Annotated in this window: 15 protein-coding genes; 4 read left to right on the top strand and 11 right to left on the bottom strand. The window is 70.5% G+C overall.

Features of this window, described 5'->3' with window-relative positions; genetic code table 11:
• Positions 1-27: 27 nt before the first annotated feature.
• From E2170_RS12805 to E2170_RS12775, 7 genes are all read right to left on the bottom strand, one after another.
• A complete protein-coding gene (locus E2170_RS12805; RefSeq protein WP_207914977.1) occupies positions 28-2,553 on the bottom strand; it encodes a diguanylate cyclase in 2,526 nt (841 codons plus the stop codon).
• A 29-nt stretch (positions 2,554-2,582) separates the two neighbouring features.
• Positions 2,583-2,798, bottom strand: a complete 216-nt coding sequence (locus tag E2170_RS12800; RefSeq protein ID WP_133000997.1) for a hypothetical protein — start codon at positions 2,796-2,798, stop codon at positions 2,583-2,585.
• A 157-nt stretch (positions 2,799-2,955) separates the two neighbouring features.
• Positions 2,956-3,381, bottom strand: coding sequence for a DUF4920 domain-containing protein (locus E2170_RS12795; RefSeq protein ID WP_133000996.1), 426 nt, complete (start codon positions 3,379-3,381; stop codon positions 2,956-2,958).
• Between the two features lie 58 nt (positions 3,382-3,439).
• Positions 3,440-3,979 (bottom strand): hypothetical protein, encoded by a 540-nt coding sequence (locus E2170_RS12790; protein ID WP_133000995.1) that lies wholly within the window; start codon positions 3,977-3,979, stop codon positions 3,440-3,442.
• A 115-nt stretch (positions 3,980-4,094) separates the two neighbouring features.
• The gene (locus E2170_RS12785; protein ID WP_165942232.1) at positions 4,095-5,669 is read right to left on the bottom strand and encodes an N-acyl-D-amino-acid deacylase family protein; all 1,575 of its coding nucleotides are present in this window, start codon (positions 5,667-5,669) and stop codon (positions 4,095-4,097) included.
• A gap of 82 nt (positions 5,670-5,751) precedes the next feature.
• Positions 5,752-6,738 (bottom strand): SDR family NAD(P)-dependent oxidoreductase, encoded by a 987-nt coding sequence (locus E2170_RS12780; RefSeq protein ID WP_133000993.1) that lies wholly within the window; start codon positions 6,736-6,738, stop codon positions 5,752-5,754.
• Between the two features lie 6 nt (positions 6,739-6,744).
• Positions 6,745-7,302, bottom strand: coding sequence for a DUF3228 family protein (locus tag E2170_RS12775; RefSeq protein WP_133000992.1), 558 nt, complete (start codon positions 7,300-7,302; stop codon positions 6,745-6,747).
• Positions 7,303-7,343: 41 nt separating this feature from the next.
• On the opposite strand from E2170_RS12775, the gene E2170_RS12770 reads away from it, so the two are divergent.
• Complete coding sequence (locus tag E2170_RS12770) at positions 7,344-8,678, top strand: M14 family zinc carboxypeptidase (RefSeq protein ID WP_133000991.1); 1,335 nt, start codon at positions 7,344-7,346, stop codon at positions 8,676-8,678.
• 24 nt (positions 8,679-8,702) lie between these two features.
• On the opposite strand, the gene E2170_RS12765 is transcribed toward E2170_RS12770, so the two are convergent.
• Positions 8,703-9,707: a S66 peptidase family protein gene (locus E2170_RS12765; RefSeq protein ID WP_243708165.1), complete on the bottom strand. Its 1,005-nt coding sequence runs from the start codon at positions 9,705-9,707 to the stop codon at positions 8,703-8,705.
• A gap of 188 nt (positions 9,708-9,895) precedes the next feature.
• On the opposite strand from E2170_RS12765, the gene E2170_RS12760 reads away from it, so the two are divergent.
• Both E2170_RS12760 and E2170_RS12755 read left to right on the top strand, forming a co-directional pair.
• Positions 9,896-12,523, top strand: coding sequence for a hypothetical protein (locus tag E2170_RS12760; RefSeq protein WP_133000989.1), 2,628 nt, complete (start codon positions 9,896-9,898; stop codon positions 12,521-12,523).
• 91 nt (positions 12,524-12,614) lie between these two features.
• Complete coding sequence (locus E2170_RS12755) at positions 12,615-13,796, top strand: DUF3667 domain-containing protein (protein ID WP_133000988.1); 1,182 nt, start codon at positions 12,615-12,617, stop codon at positions 13,794-13,796.
• 79 nt (positions 13,797-13,875) lie between these two features.
• Here E2170_RS12755 and E2170_RS12750 read toward each other — a convergent pair whose 3' ends face one another.
• Entirely contained in the window at positions 13,876-14,685 is an 810-nt protein-coding gene (locus E2170_RS12750) for an outer membrane beta-barrel protein (RefSeq protein WP_133000987.1), read from the bottom strand.
• Between the two features lie 171 nt (positions 14,686-14,856).
• On the bottom strand, positions 14,857-15,750 hold the full coding sequence (locus tag E2170_RS12745) for an RluA family pseudouridine synthase (RefSeq protein ID WP_133000986.1): 894 nt from the start codon (positions 15,748-15,750) through the stop codon (positions 14,857-14,859).
• Between the two features lie 145 nt (positions 15,751-15,895).
• Between E2170_RS12745 and E2170_RS12740 the strand changes: the two genes are divergently transcribed.
• On the top strand, positions 15,896-17,731 hold the full coding sequence (locus E2170_RS12740; RefSeq protein WP_133000985.1) for a glycerophosphodiester phosphodiesterase family protein: 1,836 nt from the start codon (positions 15,896-15,898) through the stop codon (positions 17,729-17,731).
• Between the two features lie 30 nt (positions 17,732-17,761).
• On the opposite strand, the gene E2170_RS12735 is transcribed toward E2170_RS12740, so the two are convergent.
• Positions 17,762-18,466 carry a class I SAM-dependent methyltransferase gene (locus E2170_RS12735; protein WP_207914976.1) on the bottom strand — a complete coding sequence of 235 codons (705 nt, stop codon included), beginning with the start codon at positions 18,464-18,466 and terminating at the stop codon, positions 17,762-17,764.
• Positions 18,467-18,611: the final 145 nt, after the last annotated feature.

The following is an 18,611-nucleotide window of genomic DNA, read 5'->3' as shown; positions in this document are numbered from 1 at the left end:
ATCCCTGCCGGCGAAGACGGGCGCGGCTCAGGCCGCGCCGGCAACGCCCCTCACCCGCTCGCGCGCGCCGGGTTCGGCGCGCGGCGTGTCCAGCGGCGGGATCGCCAGGGTGGTGTATTCCTCGTAGTGCGCCGTGGGCAGGTCGCGCAGGGCCAGGCGCTCGATCCGCGGCGCATCGATCGGCAGCTGCGCGGCTTCGTACAGGATCACTTCGTGGTCGGCGGGGTACCAGCGCAGCAGCTTGTCCACCAGCGCCTCAAGCCCGTCGGGATCGGCGTGCAGGCGCGTGCACGACAGGTCCCCGGCCAGCGTCACCTGCCACAGCAGCACCAGCGCGGCCGTGTCCAGCGGGCGGTCGTGGATGAGGAAGTGCGTCGCTTCCAGCGACTGCACCCCGCGCTGCCCCGGATCCAGCCCGAGGTCGGCGTACAGGCAGGCTTCGGCGGAGATGCCGGGCTCCATGCGCGCCGGCAGACCCTTCGCCAGCGTCCTGCGCATGACATCGTGCGGCACGTCGGCGAACACGCCCGGGTGGCCGTAGAACACCGCGCATACCCGGTTGCCGGCCTCGACCCCGGCCATGATCGCGTCGCCGATCTCCCGGTACGTCTCGCGCCGGTCCTTGCCGGGCGCGTAATGCACGCCGAGGTTGACCGCGTCGGGCCGGATCGCGTGGATCATGCCCAGGGCGAAGGGATCGACCAGGCAGAACACCTGCTCGGCCTCGCGGATTTCCGACAGGGTGCGTTCGCTGACGTGGCGGCCGAACTGGATGCCGCTGCCGACCACCACCAGCGAACCGTTCGCGGCGGCGTCCACGGCGGCCTCGCCCTTCGCACAGACCACGCGGTCGCGGCCGCCGTGCTTGGCCCGGTACAGCGCCTGGTCGGCCTTGTGGATCAACTGCTCGAGGGTGTCGATGCGGCCATCGTCCTGGCAGACGCCGGCGCTGAGGTTGAAGCCGAAGGTCTGCCCGAACACGGTGATCGGCTCGACCCGCTTGCGCAGGCGCTGCAGCAGCGCATCGGCCGCCGCATTGTCGGCGTCAAGCAGGATGGTGAACTCGTCGCCGCCGCTGCGCCCGGCCAGGCCCTGGCTCCCCATCACTTCGCTGATCCAGCCGCCGAGCGAGCGCAGCGCCTCGTCGCCCGCGGCGTGGCCGTAGCGGTCGTTGACCTGCTTGAACAGGTCGATGTCGGCGACGACCACCGTGAAAGGGCTCCCGTGCAGGCGCGCGCGCCGGAAGGCGTCCTCGCCCAGCAGGCGGATCTGCTGGTAGTTGTACAGCCCGGTCAGCCCGTCGCGCTCGGATTGCCAGCGGTAGCGGCGGCGCTCGCGGAACGAATGGCGCAGCAGCCCCGAGAGCAGGACCGCGGTGACCAGCAGGGCGACGATGCCCAGGCCCAACAGCCACTGCCGGCGCTGGGTCGCGGTGACCTGCAGCGCGGCAAGTTCCTTCTCGGCCTCGAGCAGCGCGATCTGCTGCTCCTTGAGACGGGTGTCGAACTCGACCTGCAGGTAGGCCAGGCGGCGCTCGCGGGCATCCCGCTCGGCTTCCTCCTGGGCAGCCATCGCCTGTTGAAGATGCGACAGGGCGCCCTCCAGATCACCACGCTGCTCGGCAAGCCTGGCATACAGGCGCTCCGTCTCGGCCACCGCGAGTTCGGAATTCTGCGCCCGGTAATACTGCAGCGTGTCGTCGAGCAGGCTTTCCGCGCGGTCAAGATCACGATCGAGCGCGATCAGGTTGCCCGCGATTTCCAGCGTGGCGCTCCACGCGCCGGCGCTGAAGCCCGCGGCCTCGAATTCCGACAACGCCTGGCGCGACCAGTCCAGCGCCTCGGCGTGCCGCCCCTGGGCAGCGACCATCTTGCCCACGCCATACTTGCCGTTGGCCACGAAGACGAGGTCGCCTGCAGCCTCGCAGGCCTCGATCTGGTGCCGCCGCCAGGTCTCGGCTTCCTTGAAGTTCCCCGCATGGTCCTCGGCCATCGCCAGGTCGGCCAGGGCCAGGCAACGCGCCCGCGGGTCGCCACTGGACTCGACCGCTTCGAGCGCCTGCTGCGCCAGATCCCGCGCCTTGCCGGTTTCCCCCACCAGGGTATGCAGGTAACTGGCCGCGCCCAGCAGCCCCGGCGCCGCCTCGGGTTCATCGGGAAGGTGCCCCAGGGCCTCGCTCAGCCAGCTGAAAGCCAGCGGCCAGTCCTCGACATTGGCGGCGACGCTGATCGCAGTGGTGTAAACGCGCAGCCGCAATGCCGGCGACATGTCCTGCTGCAGCAGCCGCGAGAAAGCCGGCAGCGCGGCGGACTCTCTGCCCGCCAGTCCCAGGTTGCGCAGGCGCACGAACTCGATCCGGTGGCGCTGCTCCGGGGACAATTCGTCGTGACGCGACGAAAGGTCGTCGATCCTGCGATCTGCTTCGCGCCAGTGCGCCGTCGTGGCCAGTCGTTCGATCTCGACGACACTCGCCTCCAGCGCGTCGTCGGCGGACACCGGTCCGCCCACGCATGCAAGCACCAGCAGCAACGCGATGCGGACCAGCCGGAACACGGTCTGAAGTTCGCCAGCCGGGAACGGGGCTACTCGAATGCCTTGACGATATGGTTCGTCGCGAACTGGCCGTCGGCGAGCCCGGTGAATTTCTTGATCGAAGCGTAGTCCTTGTCGAGCATCGCCTTCTGCTCTTGGTCGGACAGGCCGGCGCGCCGCAGCACCGTGGCAGGATCCTTTTCGTACTCGGCAGCGAGCGACGCGTCGCTAGCCAGCTTCCTCATCAGGTCAAGCAGTGTGACCATCTTGCGCCTCCCCTTGAACAATCCGGAACTTCCATTGTCATGTAGCCGGAAGCACCCCCTTGCTTCCGGTCCGTCAAGTAATGAACGACATTATCACAGGAGCCAGGCCAAACACCGCCGTGCCCGGCCATCGGAGCGCCCCCGGGGCCGCCGGATCTCAGCCCGCGACGAGCACTCCGTCGGCGACGATCCGGTACTCCACCGGCTCCGCCGCGATGCCCTTGCCGCTGTCGCCACTCAGGTGCTCGACCTGCTCCGGCGTCAGCGCCTTGCGCTCCAGCACGCCGTGCACCACGGCGCGGCCGGTGCTGTCCTTCGGGATGAAGAAATCGTGCTTGCCGAACATCACCCGCGCCACCTGGCCGTCGTCCTCCAGCATCAGCCAGCAGCCTTTGGCCTGGCAGACCTCGGCGATGCGGCCGCTGAAGCGCCGGGGCTGTCCCGCGACCTCGTCGAAGCTGGCGATCGCTTCGGACACCGGCATCACCGGGCCTTCGCTGAACGGGGCGCCATAGGACGCGGGGCCGCCGGCGTGGGCGAACGCGGCAACAGCGGTGAGGGCGGCGAAGGCGAGGATGCGCATGGGCGTGTCGACCAGGGGAATGCGGAAACCGGACCTTAGCGCATGCGGCCGGCGGCGGTCAGTCCCGCGCGTCGATGTCGCGGATCATCTGTGCGGCAATCGCGGCCAGCTGCTTCGGCGTCATCGCCGAGAAGATGCCCTGCCAGGCCGTGGACGAGGTCGAGTATTCGCGCGTGCCGGCCAGTCGCTGCTCCGGCAGGACGTGGAACGTGGCCTCCGCCTCTGCCCGCGCGTTGCCCGTCATCACGCCCAGGCCGTAGCGTGCGCCGGTGGACACGTAGCGGTAATCCGTGACGGTCACGACCACCAGCGTGCCGGGCCCGTCGAAGCTCGACGGCAGGCTGTCGAGCCAGACGAACTCGCGGCCCTCGGCCGCAGCGGCTTCGGCCATCGCCGTGCGCCACTGCGTGCGGAAGAACGTCCAGTCGTCCGACGCGGTCATCTCGGGTGTTCCCTTGACGTGCAGCTGGATGCGCGTGGTCGCCACCGCGGGGATCGCCAGTGGCGCGGCGCCGGCGGTCGGACGCTTGACCGTGGCCGCGCAGCCGGACAGGACGATGCACGACAGCAGGAACAGCAGCGCGGCGGACTTCTTCATTTCGGCGGAACCTCGTGGACTGGGGACTTGCATCGGGACTCTAGCGGTCATGCCCGGGAACGCATCCAGGGGAAAACCCTGAGTGCCCCCGACGCGGCCGACCCGCGGTGGCCGGTCAACGCCGCCGCAGCAGGCGCCCGTCCCGCCCGGCCGGCTCACCGGCCTCGTACGCAGGCCGCCCGTTGACCAGTACCAGGTCGAAGCCTTCGGCGATCGCCGTCGGGTTCACGTAGTCGGCGCGGGCGCGTACGCGACCGGGATCGAACAGCACCAGGTCGGCCTTCGCCCCCTCGCGGACCGTTCCACGGTCGCGCAGCCCCAGGATCGAAGCCGGGAGCGAGGTCGCCTTGCGAACGGCATCTTCCAGCGACACCCGCGGCTGGCGCACCACGAAGTCCTCGATCCACCTGGCGAAGGTGCCGGCGCCGCGCGGGTGGCTGCCGCCGGGCGAGCCGTCGCTGCCCAGGGCCACGAACGGTGCCAGCATCAGGCGGTCCTGCAGCGCGCGGTCCATCACGAAGTGCGCGGCCTGGCCGCCGCCGGGGCCGAGATCCACCAGGACTTCGGCGAAGGGCTTTCCTTCCGCCGCCGCCACCTGCGCCAGCGTCCGGCCGGCGTGGCGGCCGGTGCCGAACAGCAGCGCTTCGGGGCCGTTGCGCTGCTCCATCCGCGCCTGCAGGTGCGCGCGCAGTTCATCGCCGCGGGCGGCGGCCACCGCAGCGTAGTCGTTCGGCGGCAGCGCCCACTCCGGGAACAGGATGCCGACGCCGGTGTAGCTGGCCTCGTAGGGATAGGCGTCGGCGGTCGGCGAGTTGCCGTCACCGCGCAGCCCGCGCAGGAAGTCGAGCAGCCCGTCGGCGGCGGCCTCGCCCTTGCCGTAGACCATCTTCAGGTGCGAGACGTGGGCGCGCGCCGGCCCGCTGGCCTCGACCAGTTCCTGGATGGACGCGCGCACATCGTCGGCGTCCTCCGAGCGCATGTGGCTCATCGCCACGCCGTCGAAACGCGCGACCACCGGGCCGAGGCTGCGCAGTTCCCGCAGCTCCGCATAGCGCCCCGGCACGTACTCCAGGCCGCTGGACAGGCCGAAGGCGCCGGCGCGCAGGTCGGCTTCCAGCACCGACTGCAGCCTGGCGAGCTGTCCGTCCGAGGGTCTGCGCGTGCCATCGTCGATGCCGGCGCGGCGGCGCAATGCGCCGTGGCCGGACAGCGTGGCGATGTTGATGTCGGGCGTGGCCGCATCGACCGCGTCCATCCACGCGGCCAGGCTGCTGGCGTCGCGCGCAGCACCCTCCAGCGAGGGACTGCCGCCATCCTGTCCCAACAGCACCGTGGTCACGCCCATCGCGAGGAAGGGAGTGAACGCGGACTCCAGCGGATCGCCATGCGTGTGCAGGTCGATGAAGCCCGGTGCCAGCACGCGGCCACCGCCGTCGACCACGCGCAGACCGCGCGCCTCGCCGCGGGACAGGCGGCCGATCCGTTCGATGGTGTCGCCGCGCACCAGGACGTCCGCGCCACGCGCCGGCGCGCCGCTGCCGTCGACCAGGCGCACGTCGCGCAGCAGCAGGCCGGTGCCATCGGCAGCCGCCACGCGCCCGGCAGCGAACGTCGGCGGCATCGCCGCACAGGCGGCGCCCGCGATCATCGAAGCCAGCACCTTGCGCCTGGACCAGGCCTGCGTCGGCATCACCCGCTCTCCCATCGATGGACCAGAGGCCACGGTAGCCGAAGCCGATGGCGATGGTCACACCCGGGCCAGCCCTGAGCATTCAGCCGCGGGCGGCGTCCCCGACCAGCGCTTCCGAGACATCCCACAGGCGCCGGGCCATGGCGGCGTCGCGCTGCACCGCTCCCTGCTCCGCCGACCGGAAATCGCGCAGGTAGTGCCCGCTCACGCCGGCCATCGCGGGATGCACCGCCGCGTAGCACGGCGTCGCCGCGCCCACCGCCACCGTGCGCGCGTCGGCGCGATAGCCGTCCCCCACGTGGCGCAGGATGTTGGTACGCGTATGTCCGGGCGTCACGCAGTTCGAAGTCGCGCGGGTTCCGCGCAGGCGGCGCGCGAGTTCGAGCGAGAACAGGCCGTTGGCGAGCTTGGAGTGCGCATAGCGCGCCTCCCAGCCGCGGCCCGACAGGTCGTCGAACTGGATACCGCCGACGGGCGCGCGCTCGTGGTCACCGCTGCCCAGCACGACCACCCGCCCCGACGGCGCGGCCAGCACCTGCGGCAGCAGTTCATTGACCAGCAGGAAGTGCCCGAGGTGATTGACCACGAAGGTCTTCTCGATGCCTCGTACCTGCTCCAGCCGGTCCAGCACGATGCCGGCATTGCACACCAGCGCGTCGAGCCGGGGCACGAGCCCGCGGACCCGGACGGCGGCGTCACGCACGGAATCGAAATCGGCCAGGTCCAGGACCAGCGGCGTGAAGCGGCCCGGAATGGCGGCCGCGGCAGCCGCGCCTCCGGCCTGGCTGCGTGCGGTGCCGATCACGTGCGCGCCGCGAAGCGCGAGCACGCGCGCGGTCTCGCGCCCGATGCCGGAGGTGGCGCCGGTCACCAGCACCGTGCGGCCGGCGAGGTCGAGCCCACGGGTGGCGGCTTCGGCCGTGGTGGTGTCGTCGAAGCCCTCCGGAGGCTCCGGTATGCCGGGACCTGCGGCGGGCCCCGCCCGCAGCGCTGCCGCCAGCGGCGTGGCCGCGAGGAACGCCGCGGCCTGCAGGAAGCGCCGGCGCCGGATCATCGATACAGGTGCCATCCGTCCCTAACCCCGCCAGTTCGCGTGCGTGTCCCAGAATTCCACGCTGCGCCGGTAGGCCTCGCGGTCGATGGGCACGCCGGAGCCGCCCTCCTCCACGCCCAGCGCGTTGCGCATCATCGTGATCGGCGCCATCGGCGTTTCCTCGGGCTCGGCGGTGTACATGCAGCCGACCACGCCCCAGTCGGCGTCGACCGGCGTGCCCTCCTTCGCCATCTGCTCGCGGCTGTAGAGGATGACCACAAGGTACTCCGCCACCGGCGGCTCCAGGCCTTCGAACCAGCGCACCAGCACCGGCAACTCCTCGCGGCTGCGCGCCTCGTAGGCCGAACGCAGCAGGTGGCGGTTGGCGTCGGTGATGGGCACTGAGAGGCAGCGGGTCGAGGTCCAGTTGCGGTGCACGTGCAGCTTGCAGAACGGCGCATAGCCGTCGAGGACCTTCAGCGGCGGCACCTCGTTGAGATGGCGCTCGAACTGCTCCGGCGTGCAGTCCTGGATGGTGTTGCGGCGCGGTTCCCGGGGGAACAGGCGGGCGCGGGCGAAATCGGTGAGGATGATCGACATGGGGGCCATGCTACAGCCCCGCCCGCACCTGGAGCCTTGCGATGCGCCTTGCCCTGATCCTCCTGCTTTCGCTGTCGATGCTGCCGGCCACCGCCGCGACCGCGACGCCACCACCGCCGGACTGGCTGGACGGGCTCGAGGCACTGTATGACGCCGGCCTCCGCGTCGACGGCCTGGATGACCGCCGGTTCCAGCCGGAGGCGTGGTGGGACATCGCCCTGCCGCTGGCGACCCGCAAGCGCGGCTTCACGGTGGAAACCATCGGCAGCAGCGTCGAAGGCCGGCCGCTGCGCCATGTGGCCTGGGGCGAAGGCGACACGCGCGTGCTGCTGTGGTCGCAGATGCACGGCGACGAGAGCACGGCATCGATGGCGCTGGCCGACCTGCTGCGCTTCCTGGGCGAACACCCCGACGACCCGCTGGTCCGGCGCCTGCGCAGCGGCACCACCCTGCACTTCATGCCGATCGTGAACCCCGACGGCGCGGCGCGCTTCCAGCGCCGCAACGCCCAGGGCGTCGACGTCAACCGCGACGCCCGTGCCCTGGCCACGCCGGAAGGCCGCGCCCTGCACGGACTGCGCGAGCGCGTGCGGCCGGCCTTCGGCTTCAACCTGCACGACCAGCACGTCGGCTACCGCGCCGGCGATTCCGACCGCGGCACCGCCATCGCCCTGCTCGCCCCCGCCTTCAACGAGGCGCGCGAGGTGGACGCCAGCCGCGCACGCGCCATCGAAGTGGCGGTGGCGATCCGCGCCGCGCTCGAGCCCCGGATCGCCGGCCACATCGCGAAGTGGGACGACACCTTCAATCCGCGCGCCTTCGGCGACCTCACCGCGAAGGCCGGCGTGTCCACGATCCTGATCGAATCCGGCGGCATCGAGGGCGACGTGCAGAAGCAGCGCCTGCGCAAGCTCAACTTCCTGGCGCTGGCCGCCGCGCTGGACGCCATCGCCACCGGCGCGCACGCGGGCCTGCCGCACGCGGCCTACGAGGAGCTTCCGGAGAACGGCGAGACCTGGCCCGACCTGCTGGTCACCGGGGGCACCCTCGTCCTGCCGGGACGGCCGCAGGCCCGGGTCGACCTGCTGCTGAGGTTCGAGCAGCCGCTGCTGGGACGCGGCGGCCGCATCGCCGATGTCGGCGACCTCGGCGGCGAGAAGGCACGCCGCGTGATCGACGCCAGTCGCCTGTACATCATTCCCTTCGATCCGCCAGGCAGCGACGCGACCCGGGAGCGCGGTACCTTCGGGCCCGGCATTCCCGCGCATTTCCACCTCGCCCGCGACGCCGAAGGCCGCGATGTCGCCTGGACGCTGGACGGCGACATCGACCCGACCCTGCCCATGCCTGCGGCTGCCACGGAGGACAGCGAGTAAGCGCCCTGCTGCGCAGGTAGCGCCCTACCCCGCCTGGAACACCGGCTCCAGCAGCCGGAAGCTGCCGGCGTCGGCATCCATCTCCACCCGGCCGCCCACCGGCACGATGAACTGCTGTCGGATGTGGCCGATCATCGCGCCGCTGTAGGCGGGCACGCCCAGCGGCCGGATGTGGTCGTCGAAGATCTGGTCGAGGGTGAGCGAGCCGTAGCCGTCGCCCGGATCGCAGTCGGTGCACTCGCCGAAGATGAAGCCGGCGATGCCGTCCAGCGCGCCCATCAGCTTGAGCGTGGTGAGCATGCGGTCGACGCGGTACGGCGCCTCGGACACGTCCTCCAGGAACAGGATCCTGCCGCGGAAGTCCGGAAGGTAGGGCGAGCCCGCCAGCGCGCTGAGCACCGCGAGGTTGCCGCCCACCAGTTCGCCCCGTGCGCGACCGCCGGTGATGGTGAGCGTGCGGTTGCGACGCGCCACCAGTTCGTCGCCGGCTTCGACCAGGTTGCGGTATTCCACCAGTTCGCGTTCGAAGAAGATGCGGCGAAACTGGTCGGCGTTGAAGCGGTTCCAGCTGCCGGTGCCATTGGGACCGTGGAAGGTGACCAGGCCCGTCTGCGCGTGGATCGCGCAGTGCAGCGCGGTGATATCCGAGTAGCCCAGCAGGGCCTTGGGGTTGGCGCGGATGGCCTCGTAGTCGAGCAGCGGCAACAGACGCGCCGCGCCGGATCCGCCACGCAGGGCGATCACGGCCCGGACCTCCGGGTCGGCAAAGGCGGTGTTGATGTCCCCCGCACGCTCGGCGTCGGTGCCGGCGAGATGGCCGTAGCGCGATCCGTAGTGCGCGCCGGTCTTCACCTTGAAGCCGAGCGCCTCCATGACTTCCCGTGCGAGCTGCAGATTGATGCGTTCGTCGGTGGCCGACGAAGGGCTGACCAGGGCCACCGTGTCGCCCTTGCGCAGCGGAACCGGCAACAGGCGGCTGCGCGATGCCGCGAACGCGTGGCCACCGAAGCCGCCTGCAAGTGGCAGCAACAAACCTGCAGCTGCGGCGTTCGTGATGAATTCCCGCCTGTTCATGTCGCTCGTCCGCATTCCGGTGGCGGCCCAGCCTAGCAACCGCTCCCCCGCCATGGACAGCGTCGCCGGTGGGGCGAACCCCAGATTGGCACACCGCCCGCGCGCCACGATCATGGTCGCAGACACGTTTCCGGGACCACCGCATGAACCGTCCGGTCGACATCCTTCCCAGGATCCCGCCTCCCCCACCGCCGCCACCGCCGCCACCGCCGCCCCCCGCGGCCGAGAAGGCCAAGGTTCCCGAAGGCGTCAACAAGGACGTGGAGGCGGCGGTCAACAAGGTGGTCGACCCCGATATCGGGCAGAAGGAACTCACCCAGGCCTACCAGGAAGTCCAGGCGTACTACGACGCCGTCGCCAGCGGCGGCGACTTCACCGGCATCGACGCCGCCACCCTGGAAGGCAACGCGATAGGAACCCTGGAACGGGCCGGGATTCCCACGCGCTTCGATTCCGAAGTCGTGGCGGCCGTTGACCAGGCGCTCCACGCAAACACCACCGTCACCCGCGGCGTCACGCTGGAAGGCGCCACCCCGGCGGAGCGGTTGGAGGCCTACCAGACGGTGCAGGACTACGTCGACGGCGTGGGCGGCATCGGCGATGCCGGCATCACTCCGGAATCCCTGCCCGGACGCAGCGACCAGCTGCTGCGCGAAGCCGGCATCCCGACCCGCTCCAGCGCCGCCACGGACTACGTGGAAAATGCGCTGGAGGGCTTCGACGACCTCAGCGACCGCGAGCAGTTCGACGCGATCAAGGAAGCGACCGCGCGCCTGGAGCAGATGACCGCGGACCTCGACCCCGAAGCCGCAGCGGCCATCGTCGACCAGGCACTGGAGCCGATCGCCGGACGCATGGACGACATCGGCTTCTTCCCGGGCACCGTCCACAGCGCCGAGGGCGAAGCGGCACTGGCCTCGCTGGCCACCGTGGCCGACCGCGTGGCCGGCACGCGCCAGGGCGACACCCTGCTGACCCGCATCGCCGACGTGATGTTCGACGCCACCGGCCCGGCGAATGAATCGCTGATGGCGCCGCTGCGCGACGAAGGCATCGGCCTGCCCCTGTACCTGCACATGGCCGACATGGTCGAAACGCGCTTCGGCGAGCACGAGCTCGACATGTTCACCGGCAACATCGACAAGGCGCTCGATGACTACGTGGAGAAGAAGGTGGAGCCCGCCATCGAGGCGTACTCCGAACACACCTCCGAACTCAACTGGATGCTGCAGAACCTGGGTGCCGGCGCGTCTCCGGAGATGCTGCAGCAGGCGATCGAGGACTACGCCGAGGCCAATCCCGGCTGGCAGGAGGAGCACGACCGGCTGCAGGGCGAGGTCGCGGAGCACGGCGGGGCGCTGCTGCAGCAGATCGATGCGCTGCGCGACCTTCCCCCGGGCATCAAGGACGCGTACGGCGACGACGCCAGCGCGCGCATCAAGTCGCTGCTCGAGGACCCGGAGACGGGCTACGCCATCGCCACCGCCGCCAGCACCGATCCCGAAGCCATCCAGGGCCTCGACCTGCCGGAAATGGTGGGCTTCGCCGACGCCCTGAAGCTGGGCAACAGCGGCCAGAAGGTGGTCAAGGCGCTCGCCTCCGCCCATGTACAGAACAACGTGCTGGGCACGCTGGCCAATATCGATCCCGCCGATCCCGAGGCCCTGGCCAACGCGCGTTCGCAGATATCCACCCTGCGCAATCCCGCGATCGCCACCGCACTGGGCCTGGATCCATCGCAGCTCGGCGACCTCGACGCGGCGGTGAACGAACTGCAGCGCATCCTGCCGCAGAACGGGGAAACCCTGTCGCAGGCCGATGTCGACACCCGGCTGCGCCAGCTCAACGACAGCCTCGACAAACTCGATGCCTTCGATCGCACGCAGCCGCTGGGCCAGGTGTTCCGCGGCATCGGCGTGGCGGCGGGCGTGGCGTCGCTGTGGGGATCCACGACCGGCCTCATCGACGATCCCTCGCTGGAGTCCGGTGTCAGGGTGCTGGCCGATTCCGCAGGCCTGGCGGTCGCCACTGGCGACCTCGCCACCGGCCTGGGCGCGATTCCCGAGTCCAGCCCGTGGAGCCGCTTCTCGGCCAGCAGCACGCTGGGCAAGGTGCTTGGCGGCGTCGGCATCGGGCTTGGCCTGGTGGGCGTGGCCGACAGCCTGTCCGAGGGCGACCTGGCGCAGGCCGGCATCGGCCTTGCCGGCGTGGGCGGCGGCGCGCTCGCGCTGCTCGGCACCAGCTCCTGGGCCGGCCCGGTGGGCGTGGGCATCGGCCTGATCGCCGCCGCGGCCAGCTTCGGACTCAACGTCCACCGCGCGAAGGCCGCGGAGGGCGAACTGGAGGATGCCAGCCGCGGCTTCCTGGCATCGATGGGCTTCGATGCCGACGCCGCCGAGGTGCTCTCCGACTTCAGCGGCGATGGCTACAGTTCGATGCTGCTGCTGCAGGAGTACGCGACGCACAAGGGCTACGACCTCGACAAGCCGGAAGATGGCGAGGCCTTCGTGGACTGGATCAACGGCCTCCCCCGGGGCACGCTGGAAGACCTGAACAACAACCTCCAAAAGGTCATCGACGGCTACGAAGGTGATCCCGGCAAGCTGGGCAGCGACACCACCCGGCCGCCCACGGAGTACTACGTGAACCCGAGCACCGGCGCGGCCACTCCGGTCAAGACCGTCTACGAGCCAAACACGGTGGGCGAGATCGATGCCTTCCTGTACCAGCGTGGCCACTACGCCGGCGGCAGCATCCTGGCCGAGAGATAGCGAAGACAGGGCCCGCTGCAGGCAGCGCGCACTGGTGCCCGAGCCCGGCCGCCCGTAACCTTGGCGGCCGCGAACCGGGGAACCATCCAGCGTGAGCAGACAGTCCGTCGATACCGGCGCCCACGACGCACCCGCCCACTGCGAGAACTGCTCCACCGCCCTGCAGGGCGAGTTCTGCCACGCCTGCGGGCAGTCCGTGCACAACCCCATCCGCCACCTCGGCCACGCGGTCGAGGAGTTCTTCGAGGCTTTCTGGCACCTCGACGGGCGCGTCTTCCGCACCCTGCGCGACCTGATGTTCCCCGGCCGGGTGGCCAACAACTACCTGGCCGGCCACCGCGCGCGCTACATCGCGCCGCTGCGGCTGTTCGTCATCCTGTCGGTGCTCACGTTCTTCATCGGCGCCGCGTCGATCCACGTCGAGGAAGGTTCGATTTCGGTCGAAGGCATGCCGGAGATCGAGAATGCCGCCAGCGTCGAGGAGGTCGATCGCATCCTCGACGCCAGCATCGCCTCGATCGAGGAAGCCCGTGCGGCGGCCGGCAATACCCCGGGCGTCGATCCCGCCCTGGTGGCGGCCGAGATCCGCGTCCGCGCCGCCGCGGCCAACCGCATCGTCGAACTGGGCGGACGGGCCGATGGCGCCGCGGGCGATACGGATGCCGCAGGCGTCGATGCCGGGAAACCCCGCGGCAGCGATCCACGGCGCCTGCAGCTCAACATGCTCGGGCACAAGGGCGAGTGGCACCCGAAGGACAATCCCTTCATCGTCGGCTGGTGGCCGAAGTTCGCCAACGACTGGCTCAACCGCAAGCTCGGCAACGTCGAGAAGAACATGCAGTCGCTGGACGGCGCCAGCGCCGACAACTGGGTGCAGGCGATGATGGCCTCGGCGCCGTCCGCGCTGTTCCTGCTGGTGCCGGTGTTCGCGATCCTGCTGAAGATCGCCTACTTCTTCACCCGCCGGGTGTACCTCGAGCACCTGGTGGTGGCGCTGTACAGCCACGCCTTCCTGCTGATCATGCTGACCCTGGCCTTCCTGCTCTCGGCGGCCGGCAGCTGGGTGTCGGGCATCCCGGGCATCCTGCTGAGCCTGTGTTTCGCGGCCGTGCTGGTGTGGATGCCGGTGTACCTGCTGCTGATGCAGAAGCGCGTCTACGGCCAGGCCTGGTGGCTGACGATCATCAAGTACCTGGTCGTCGGCAACATCTATTTCATGTTGCTGCTGTTCGCGACGATGCTGGTGTTCCTGGCGCGCCTGACCGCGGCCTGAGGCCAGGGCGCGGGACGCGCGGCGTCCACGTCCCCCCGGGAGCGGGCGGGACCGGACGCGCCGATCCCGCCGTCGCTGGTCAGAAGCGGACTTCGGCGCCCAGCATCAGGGTATCGGCACGATCCGCGTCGTAGTACAGGGTGCCTTCTTCCCAGTACAGCTCGTTGAAGTACACGTAGTTGGTGTAGGTCAGGCTCAGGTTGAAGTGGCGGTTGATGTCCACGCCCAGGCCCAGGCCGAAATAGCCGCCATCGACATCGACGCTTCCATAGGGATCGTCCATCTCGGCCGACATGTAGCCGGCACGGACCAGGCCATACACGGGGCTGTTGCGCCCGAAATTGAAGCGGGCGTTCACGCCGATGCTGCCGTAGTCGACATCGTTGTACGGCACGCCGCGTTCGGTGGTCTTCTCCAGCTTCCCACCCGCCACCTCGATGCCCACCAGCGCCACCGCGCCGGCCTGCCAGCGGTAACCGGCATTGATCTCGCGCGCGGACTGGTCGACATCGTCGTAGACCCAGCCCTTGCCGCCCTTCACGCCCAGGAAGAAGCCGCCACGGCCCTCTTCGTAGGTCGCGCGCTCCTCCGTCGGCTCGTACGCCTGCGTGCCGTAGGGCGGCGGCGCCTGGTACGACGCGGGCGCGGGCTGGGTGACAGGCTGCGCAACGGGCTGTGCCTGGACGCTGTCCCCCGCCGCGCCCTGCTGCGTGGCGACAGACGCCGGCTGCGTCGCCACCGGCACGCGCTTGGCCGGATCCAGTTCCTGCCGCTGCGGCGGCGTCCAGCCCTGGACCGGCTTGGTCTGGGCCTGGGCGGTGGCGGAAGCCGCAACGGCGGCCACGGCGAAAACGGCGGCCATCGTGGCCTTCGGCTTGGTGTACTTCATGTCTTCCCCTTCAGTGGATGCGAGCCGCGCGCCTGGCCAAACCAGCCTTCCGTGCGAGCGCCCATACCCAAGCACGCCGCGTGCCAACGCCAAGGCCGCGGTCGATTCCGGTGGATCGCGGGCGCATGACCACTTTGTGACAGGAACTGACGTCGGACGGCGGGTCGATCTCTATTCCGCCGCACCCGTCCGGAATCGGCGAAGTTCGCCGGTGAGCGGATCCTCGAAGGCCAGCGCGGTGGCGAACAGCTGCAGGGGGCGCCCGGGATCGTCCGGCTGTGGATCCTGCAGCACCGGATAACAGCGGTCGTGCAGGATCGGCGCGCCCAGCGCCGCCATGTGCATGCGCAGCTGGTGCTTGCGGCCGGTCACCGGCTGCAGGCGGTAGCGCCAGGTATCGTCGCCACGCGCGATCACGTCGATCACCGTCTCGCTGTTGGCCTCGCCCGGCGCCTCGCGCATGCGGAAGAACGGCTCGCCGCGCTCCAGCCGGCTGCGGTGCACGTACGGGAACGCGAGGCCCGGCAGCGGCGGCGCGACGGCCTCGTACTCCTTGCGGATGCGGCGCTCGCGGAACAGCGCCTGGTAGCGCCCGCGGCTGGCGGGATCGGCCGAGAACAGCACCAGCCCGGCAGTGTCGCGGTCGATGCGGTGCAGCGGCACCAGCGCCGGGTTGTCGAAGCGCTGCACCAGGCGGGTCAGCAGGGTTTCGCGCACCCAGGCGCCGGTCGGGGCCACGGGCAGGAAATGCGGCTTGCAAGCCACCAGCAGGTGCGCGTCGGCATGGACCACGGTCTCGGCGAAGGGGATGCGCGGCTCGTCGGCGACTTCGCGGAAATACCGGACCTCCGCGCCCACGCGGTACGCGGCATCGATGCCGAGCGCCCGCCCCTCCGCATCCAGCACGCGCCCGCGCGCGAAGCGGCCGCGCCAGGTGGCGGCATCGATCCGCGGGAAGTGCGCGCACAGCGCTTCGAACACCGTCGTCCAGGGACCGGGCGGCAGCTGCAGGCGCGAGGCAGTGTATCCGGCAACCCGGCAGGGGATCTGCGCGCTTTCGTGCATCGTGTTCCCGGATTCGGACGAACCTCTCGATTCTAGCGGGCGAACCGGAGACGGACTGCGGGCCGTGGGCACCGTCATCGCCGTGCACGGACTAGCCAGGTCCCCACTGCCCCGTGCCAGGCTCCATGAACCCTAAACTCCCGGGATGCCCACCGACCCCGCCATGGACGACCGCCACCTCCTGCGCGGCATCCTCGTCCACGACATCCGCCGCGACCTGCGCCGGCACCTGCGGCCGATGCTGGCCTGGTACCTGCTGTTCACCGCCTTCGCGACGGTGGCCGCCGCGCCGCTGACCACCTGGTCGCTGGCCGCGGTGCTGCACTGGATCGAGCGCCCGCTCGCCGGCGATTTCGCGCGGGCGCTCGACATCCCGCTGGCGTTCGCGTGGCTGATGCTGGCCGGCGCCTTCGCCTGGTTCGTGGTCATGCTGCAGCAGGCCGGCATGCTGCTGGTTTCGGCCAGCCGCGGCTGCCGCTACCGCACCGCCGCCGCGGCCCTGCTGGGCATGCTGCGGCGCGCGGGGCCGCTGGCCGTGCTCGCCGCCGGACAGGTGCTGGCCCATGCGCTGCTGGCGGTGCCGTGGCTGCTGGCGGGCGGCCTGCTCTACCGTCGACTCCTTGGCGGCTACGACCCCTACTACGTGCTGGTCGCACGGCCGCCCGAGTTCGACTGGTTCCTCGCCGGCTTCCTGCCGGTGATCGCGGTCGGCCTGCTGCTGCACGCGACGCTCTATTTCCGCTGGCTGCTCGCCACGCCCGCGCTGGTGCTCGAGGGACTGTCGCCGGTGGCCGCCCTGCGCCGCAGCCGGACGCTCACCCGCGGTCGCCACCTGCGCATCGCGGCGCTGGTGACCGGCGTCGCGCTCCTGGTCGCGACCATGCCGCTGCTGGTGACCGAACTCTACGACCGCGCGGCCACGCCGCTGCTGGACGGACTGCCGCCGCACCGCCTGCTGGTCGGCGCCGGCATGGTCGTGTATCTCACGCTCTACGCCGCCACCGTGCTGGGCGTGCTGCTGCTCGGCACCGCCCTGAACACCCTGCTGGTCCGCGCCCTGTTCCTGCGCCTGGGCGGCGCCAGCGGCGCGCGCGAGGTGGAAGCCACCCCGCCCCGTCCGGCCCGCTTTGTCTGGGGGGCCGAAGCAGTGTTCCTGGCCTGGGCGCTGCTGCAGGCGGCCTTCGCCGTCGGCCGCATGGACCTGCGCACCGACGTCGGCGTGACTGCACACCGTGGCGCGACCACGCTGGCACCGGAGAACACGCTCGCCGCGTTCCAGGCAGCCATCGACGCCGGGACCGATGCGATCGAGTTCGACGTCCGCCTGAGCGCCGACGGTGCCGTGGTCGTGTTCCACGACATCGACTTCCGCCGCATCGCCAGCGATCCGCGGCGGGTCGTGCACACACCGTTGCAGGACATGCGCGACATCGACATCGGCAGCTGGTTCGATCCCGCGTTCTCGGGCGAACGCATCGCCACCCTGGGCGAGGCGCTGGCCTTCATCGACCGGCGCGCAACCGCGCTGGTGGAGCTGAAGCCGGATGCGCACAACTCAGGCGAACTGCTCGCCGCCACCCTGCGCGAAGTCGAGCGCGGCGGTCACGGGGACGCGGTCATCCTCGCTTCGCTTTCGCCCGACCTGGTGCGCGCCGCGCGCGCCGCCGCACCGCAGGCGCGGCTCGCCCTGCTCGCGAACGCCTCGCTGCCCGGCACGGCGCGCCGGACCGACTTCGACATGCTGGGACTCAACCACCACCTGATCGACAAGACGGCGCTGGCCGACGCGCGCCGCCGCGGCTATCGCCTGCAGGCCTGGACGGTCAACGACCCGGAACGCATGGCGCGCTACATGGACATGGGCGTGGACGACATCACGACCGACGTGCCGGCGGTGGCGGTACGGGTCCGGGATGAGCGGGCCGCACTGACCGACGTGGAGCTGCTGCTGGCGCGGCTGCACGGCTGGTTCAGGCGCTGAAACCCGCAGGCGGCGAAGGCGTGTCCGGGCTTACGCCCGCCGCGAAACCCAGGCATGGATCAGGCCCGCCTGGAAGAACTGCACGGGCGCATCGAAGCCTCCGTCGGCGATGATCGAAGCGACCTCCGCCGGCGGCAGGATCGCCACATCCCGCGCATACGCGGCACGCATGCGTTCGATATCAGCGGGCGGCACCTCGGCCGCGGCCATCATCCGCATCCAGGCCGGCAGGAGCACCTCGTACGCGACGGACTCCACGTCGCTCGCCAGGTCGGAACTCGCCAGCAGTCCGCCCTCACGCAGCCGCGCGGCGATCCCGCCGAAGAACGCCGCGCGCTGCCCACGATCGAGCAGGAACTGCGACACCAGGAAGCAGGTGGCCGCATCGTGCGGCGGGCCTTCGGGCAGCGTATCGAGGAAGCCCGCGTGGAAGCTGCAGCGACCAGCGAACCCCTCCGCTTCGGCACGCGCGCGACAGGCTTCGATCATCGCCGGCGACGGATCCACTGCGGTGAACCGCCACCCCGGGAACGCCTGTGCCAGATACGCCGTTTCCGTCCCGGTCCCCACGCCCACGCACAGGATCCGCGCATCGTCCGGCAGCCTCGAAAGCACGGGCCGGAGCAGCAGGTACAGGCAGTCGCGGATGGCCGAGGTCCGCGCCCACTGCTGGTCGTAGCCGGGCGCCTGCCTGTCGAAGAGGGAAACGAGTTCGTCGGGCTGCATGGCGAGCATGATACGCCGGGCACGGAGATGCACCGCTGCGAACCGCGGCGACGTCCATCTGGCGCGACCGCCGGCCACTGGAAGATCGGGGCAGGGGTTTTCCCTGATGGTAGCGAACACGGCCCAGCGTCAAAATGGGACAACGTCCACGGAT

Source organism: Luteimonas arsenica, from assembly GCF_004352825.1.
Classification (GTDB): domain Bacteria; phylum Pseudomonadota; class Gammaproteobacteria; order Xanthomonadales; family Xanthomonadaceae; genus Luteimonas; species Luteimonas arsenica.
Note: the sequence above shows the minus strand (reverse complement) of the source record. Positions and strands in the feature narration are given on the sequence as shown.

Bases quoted from the DNA above. Each gene is read 5' to 3' on its own strand.
- E2170_RS12775 (WP_133000992.1), bottom strand. From the start codon at position 7,302: ATGTCGATCATCCTCACCGATTTCGCCCGCGCCCGCCTGTTCCCCCGG.
- E2170_RS12785 (WP_165942232.1), bottom strand. From the start codon at position 5,669: ATGCCGACGCAGGCCTGGTCCAGGCGCAAGGTGCTGGCTTCGATGATC.
- E2170_RS12790 (WP_133000995.1), bottom strand. From the start codon at position 3,979: ATGAAGAAGTCCGCCGCGCTGCTGTTCCTGCTGTCGTGCATCGTCCTG.
- E2170_RS12745 (WP_133000986.1), bottom strand. From the start codon at position 15,750: ATGCACGAAAGCGCGCAGATCCCCTGCCGGGTTGCCGGATACACTGCC.
- E2170_RS12795 (WP_133000996.1), bottom strand. From the start codon at position 3,381: ATGCGCATCCTCGCCTTCGCCGCCCTCACCGCTGTTGCCGCGTTCGCC.
- E2170_RS12780 (WP_133000993.1), bottom strand. From the start codon at position 6,738: ATGGCACCTGTATCGATGATCCGGCGCCGGCGCTTCCTGCAGGCCGCG.
- E2170_RS12800 (WP_133000997.1), bottom strand. From the start codon at position 2,798: ATGGTCACACTGCTTGACCTGATGAGGAAGCTGGCTAGCGACGCGTCG.
- E2170_RS12760 (WP_133000989.1), top strand. From the start codon at position 9,896: ATGAACCGTCCGGTCGACATCCTTCCCAGGATCCCGCCTCCCCCACCG.
- E2170_RS12735 (WP_207914976.1), bottom strand. From the start codon at position 18,466: ATGCTCGCCATGCAGCCCGACGAACTCGTTTCCCTCTTCGACAGGCAG.
- E2170_RS12750 (WP_133000987.1), bottom strand. From the start codon at position 14,685: ATGAAGTACACCAAGCCGAAGGCCACGATGGCCGCCGTTTTCGCCGTG.
- E2170_RS12740 (WP_133000985.1), top strand. From the start codon at position 15,896: ATGCCCACCGACCCCGCCATGGACGACCGCCACCTCCTGCGCGGCATC.
- E2170_RS12770 (WP_133000991.1), top strand. From the start codon at position 7,344: ATGCGCCTTGCCCTGATCCTCCTGCTTTCGCTGTCGATGCTGCCGGCC.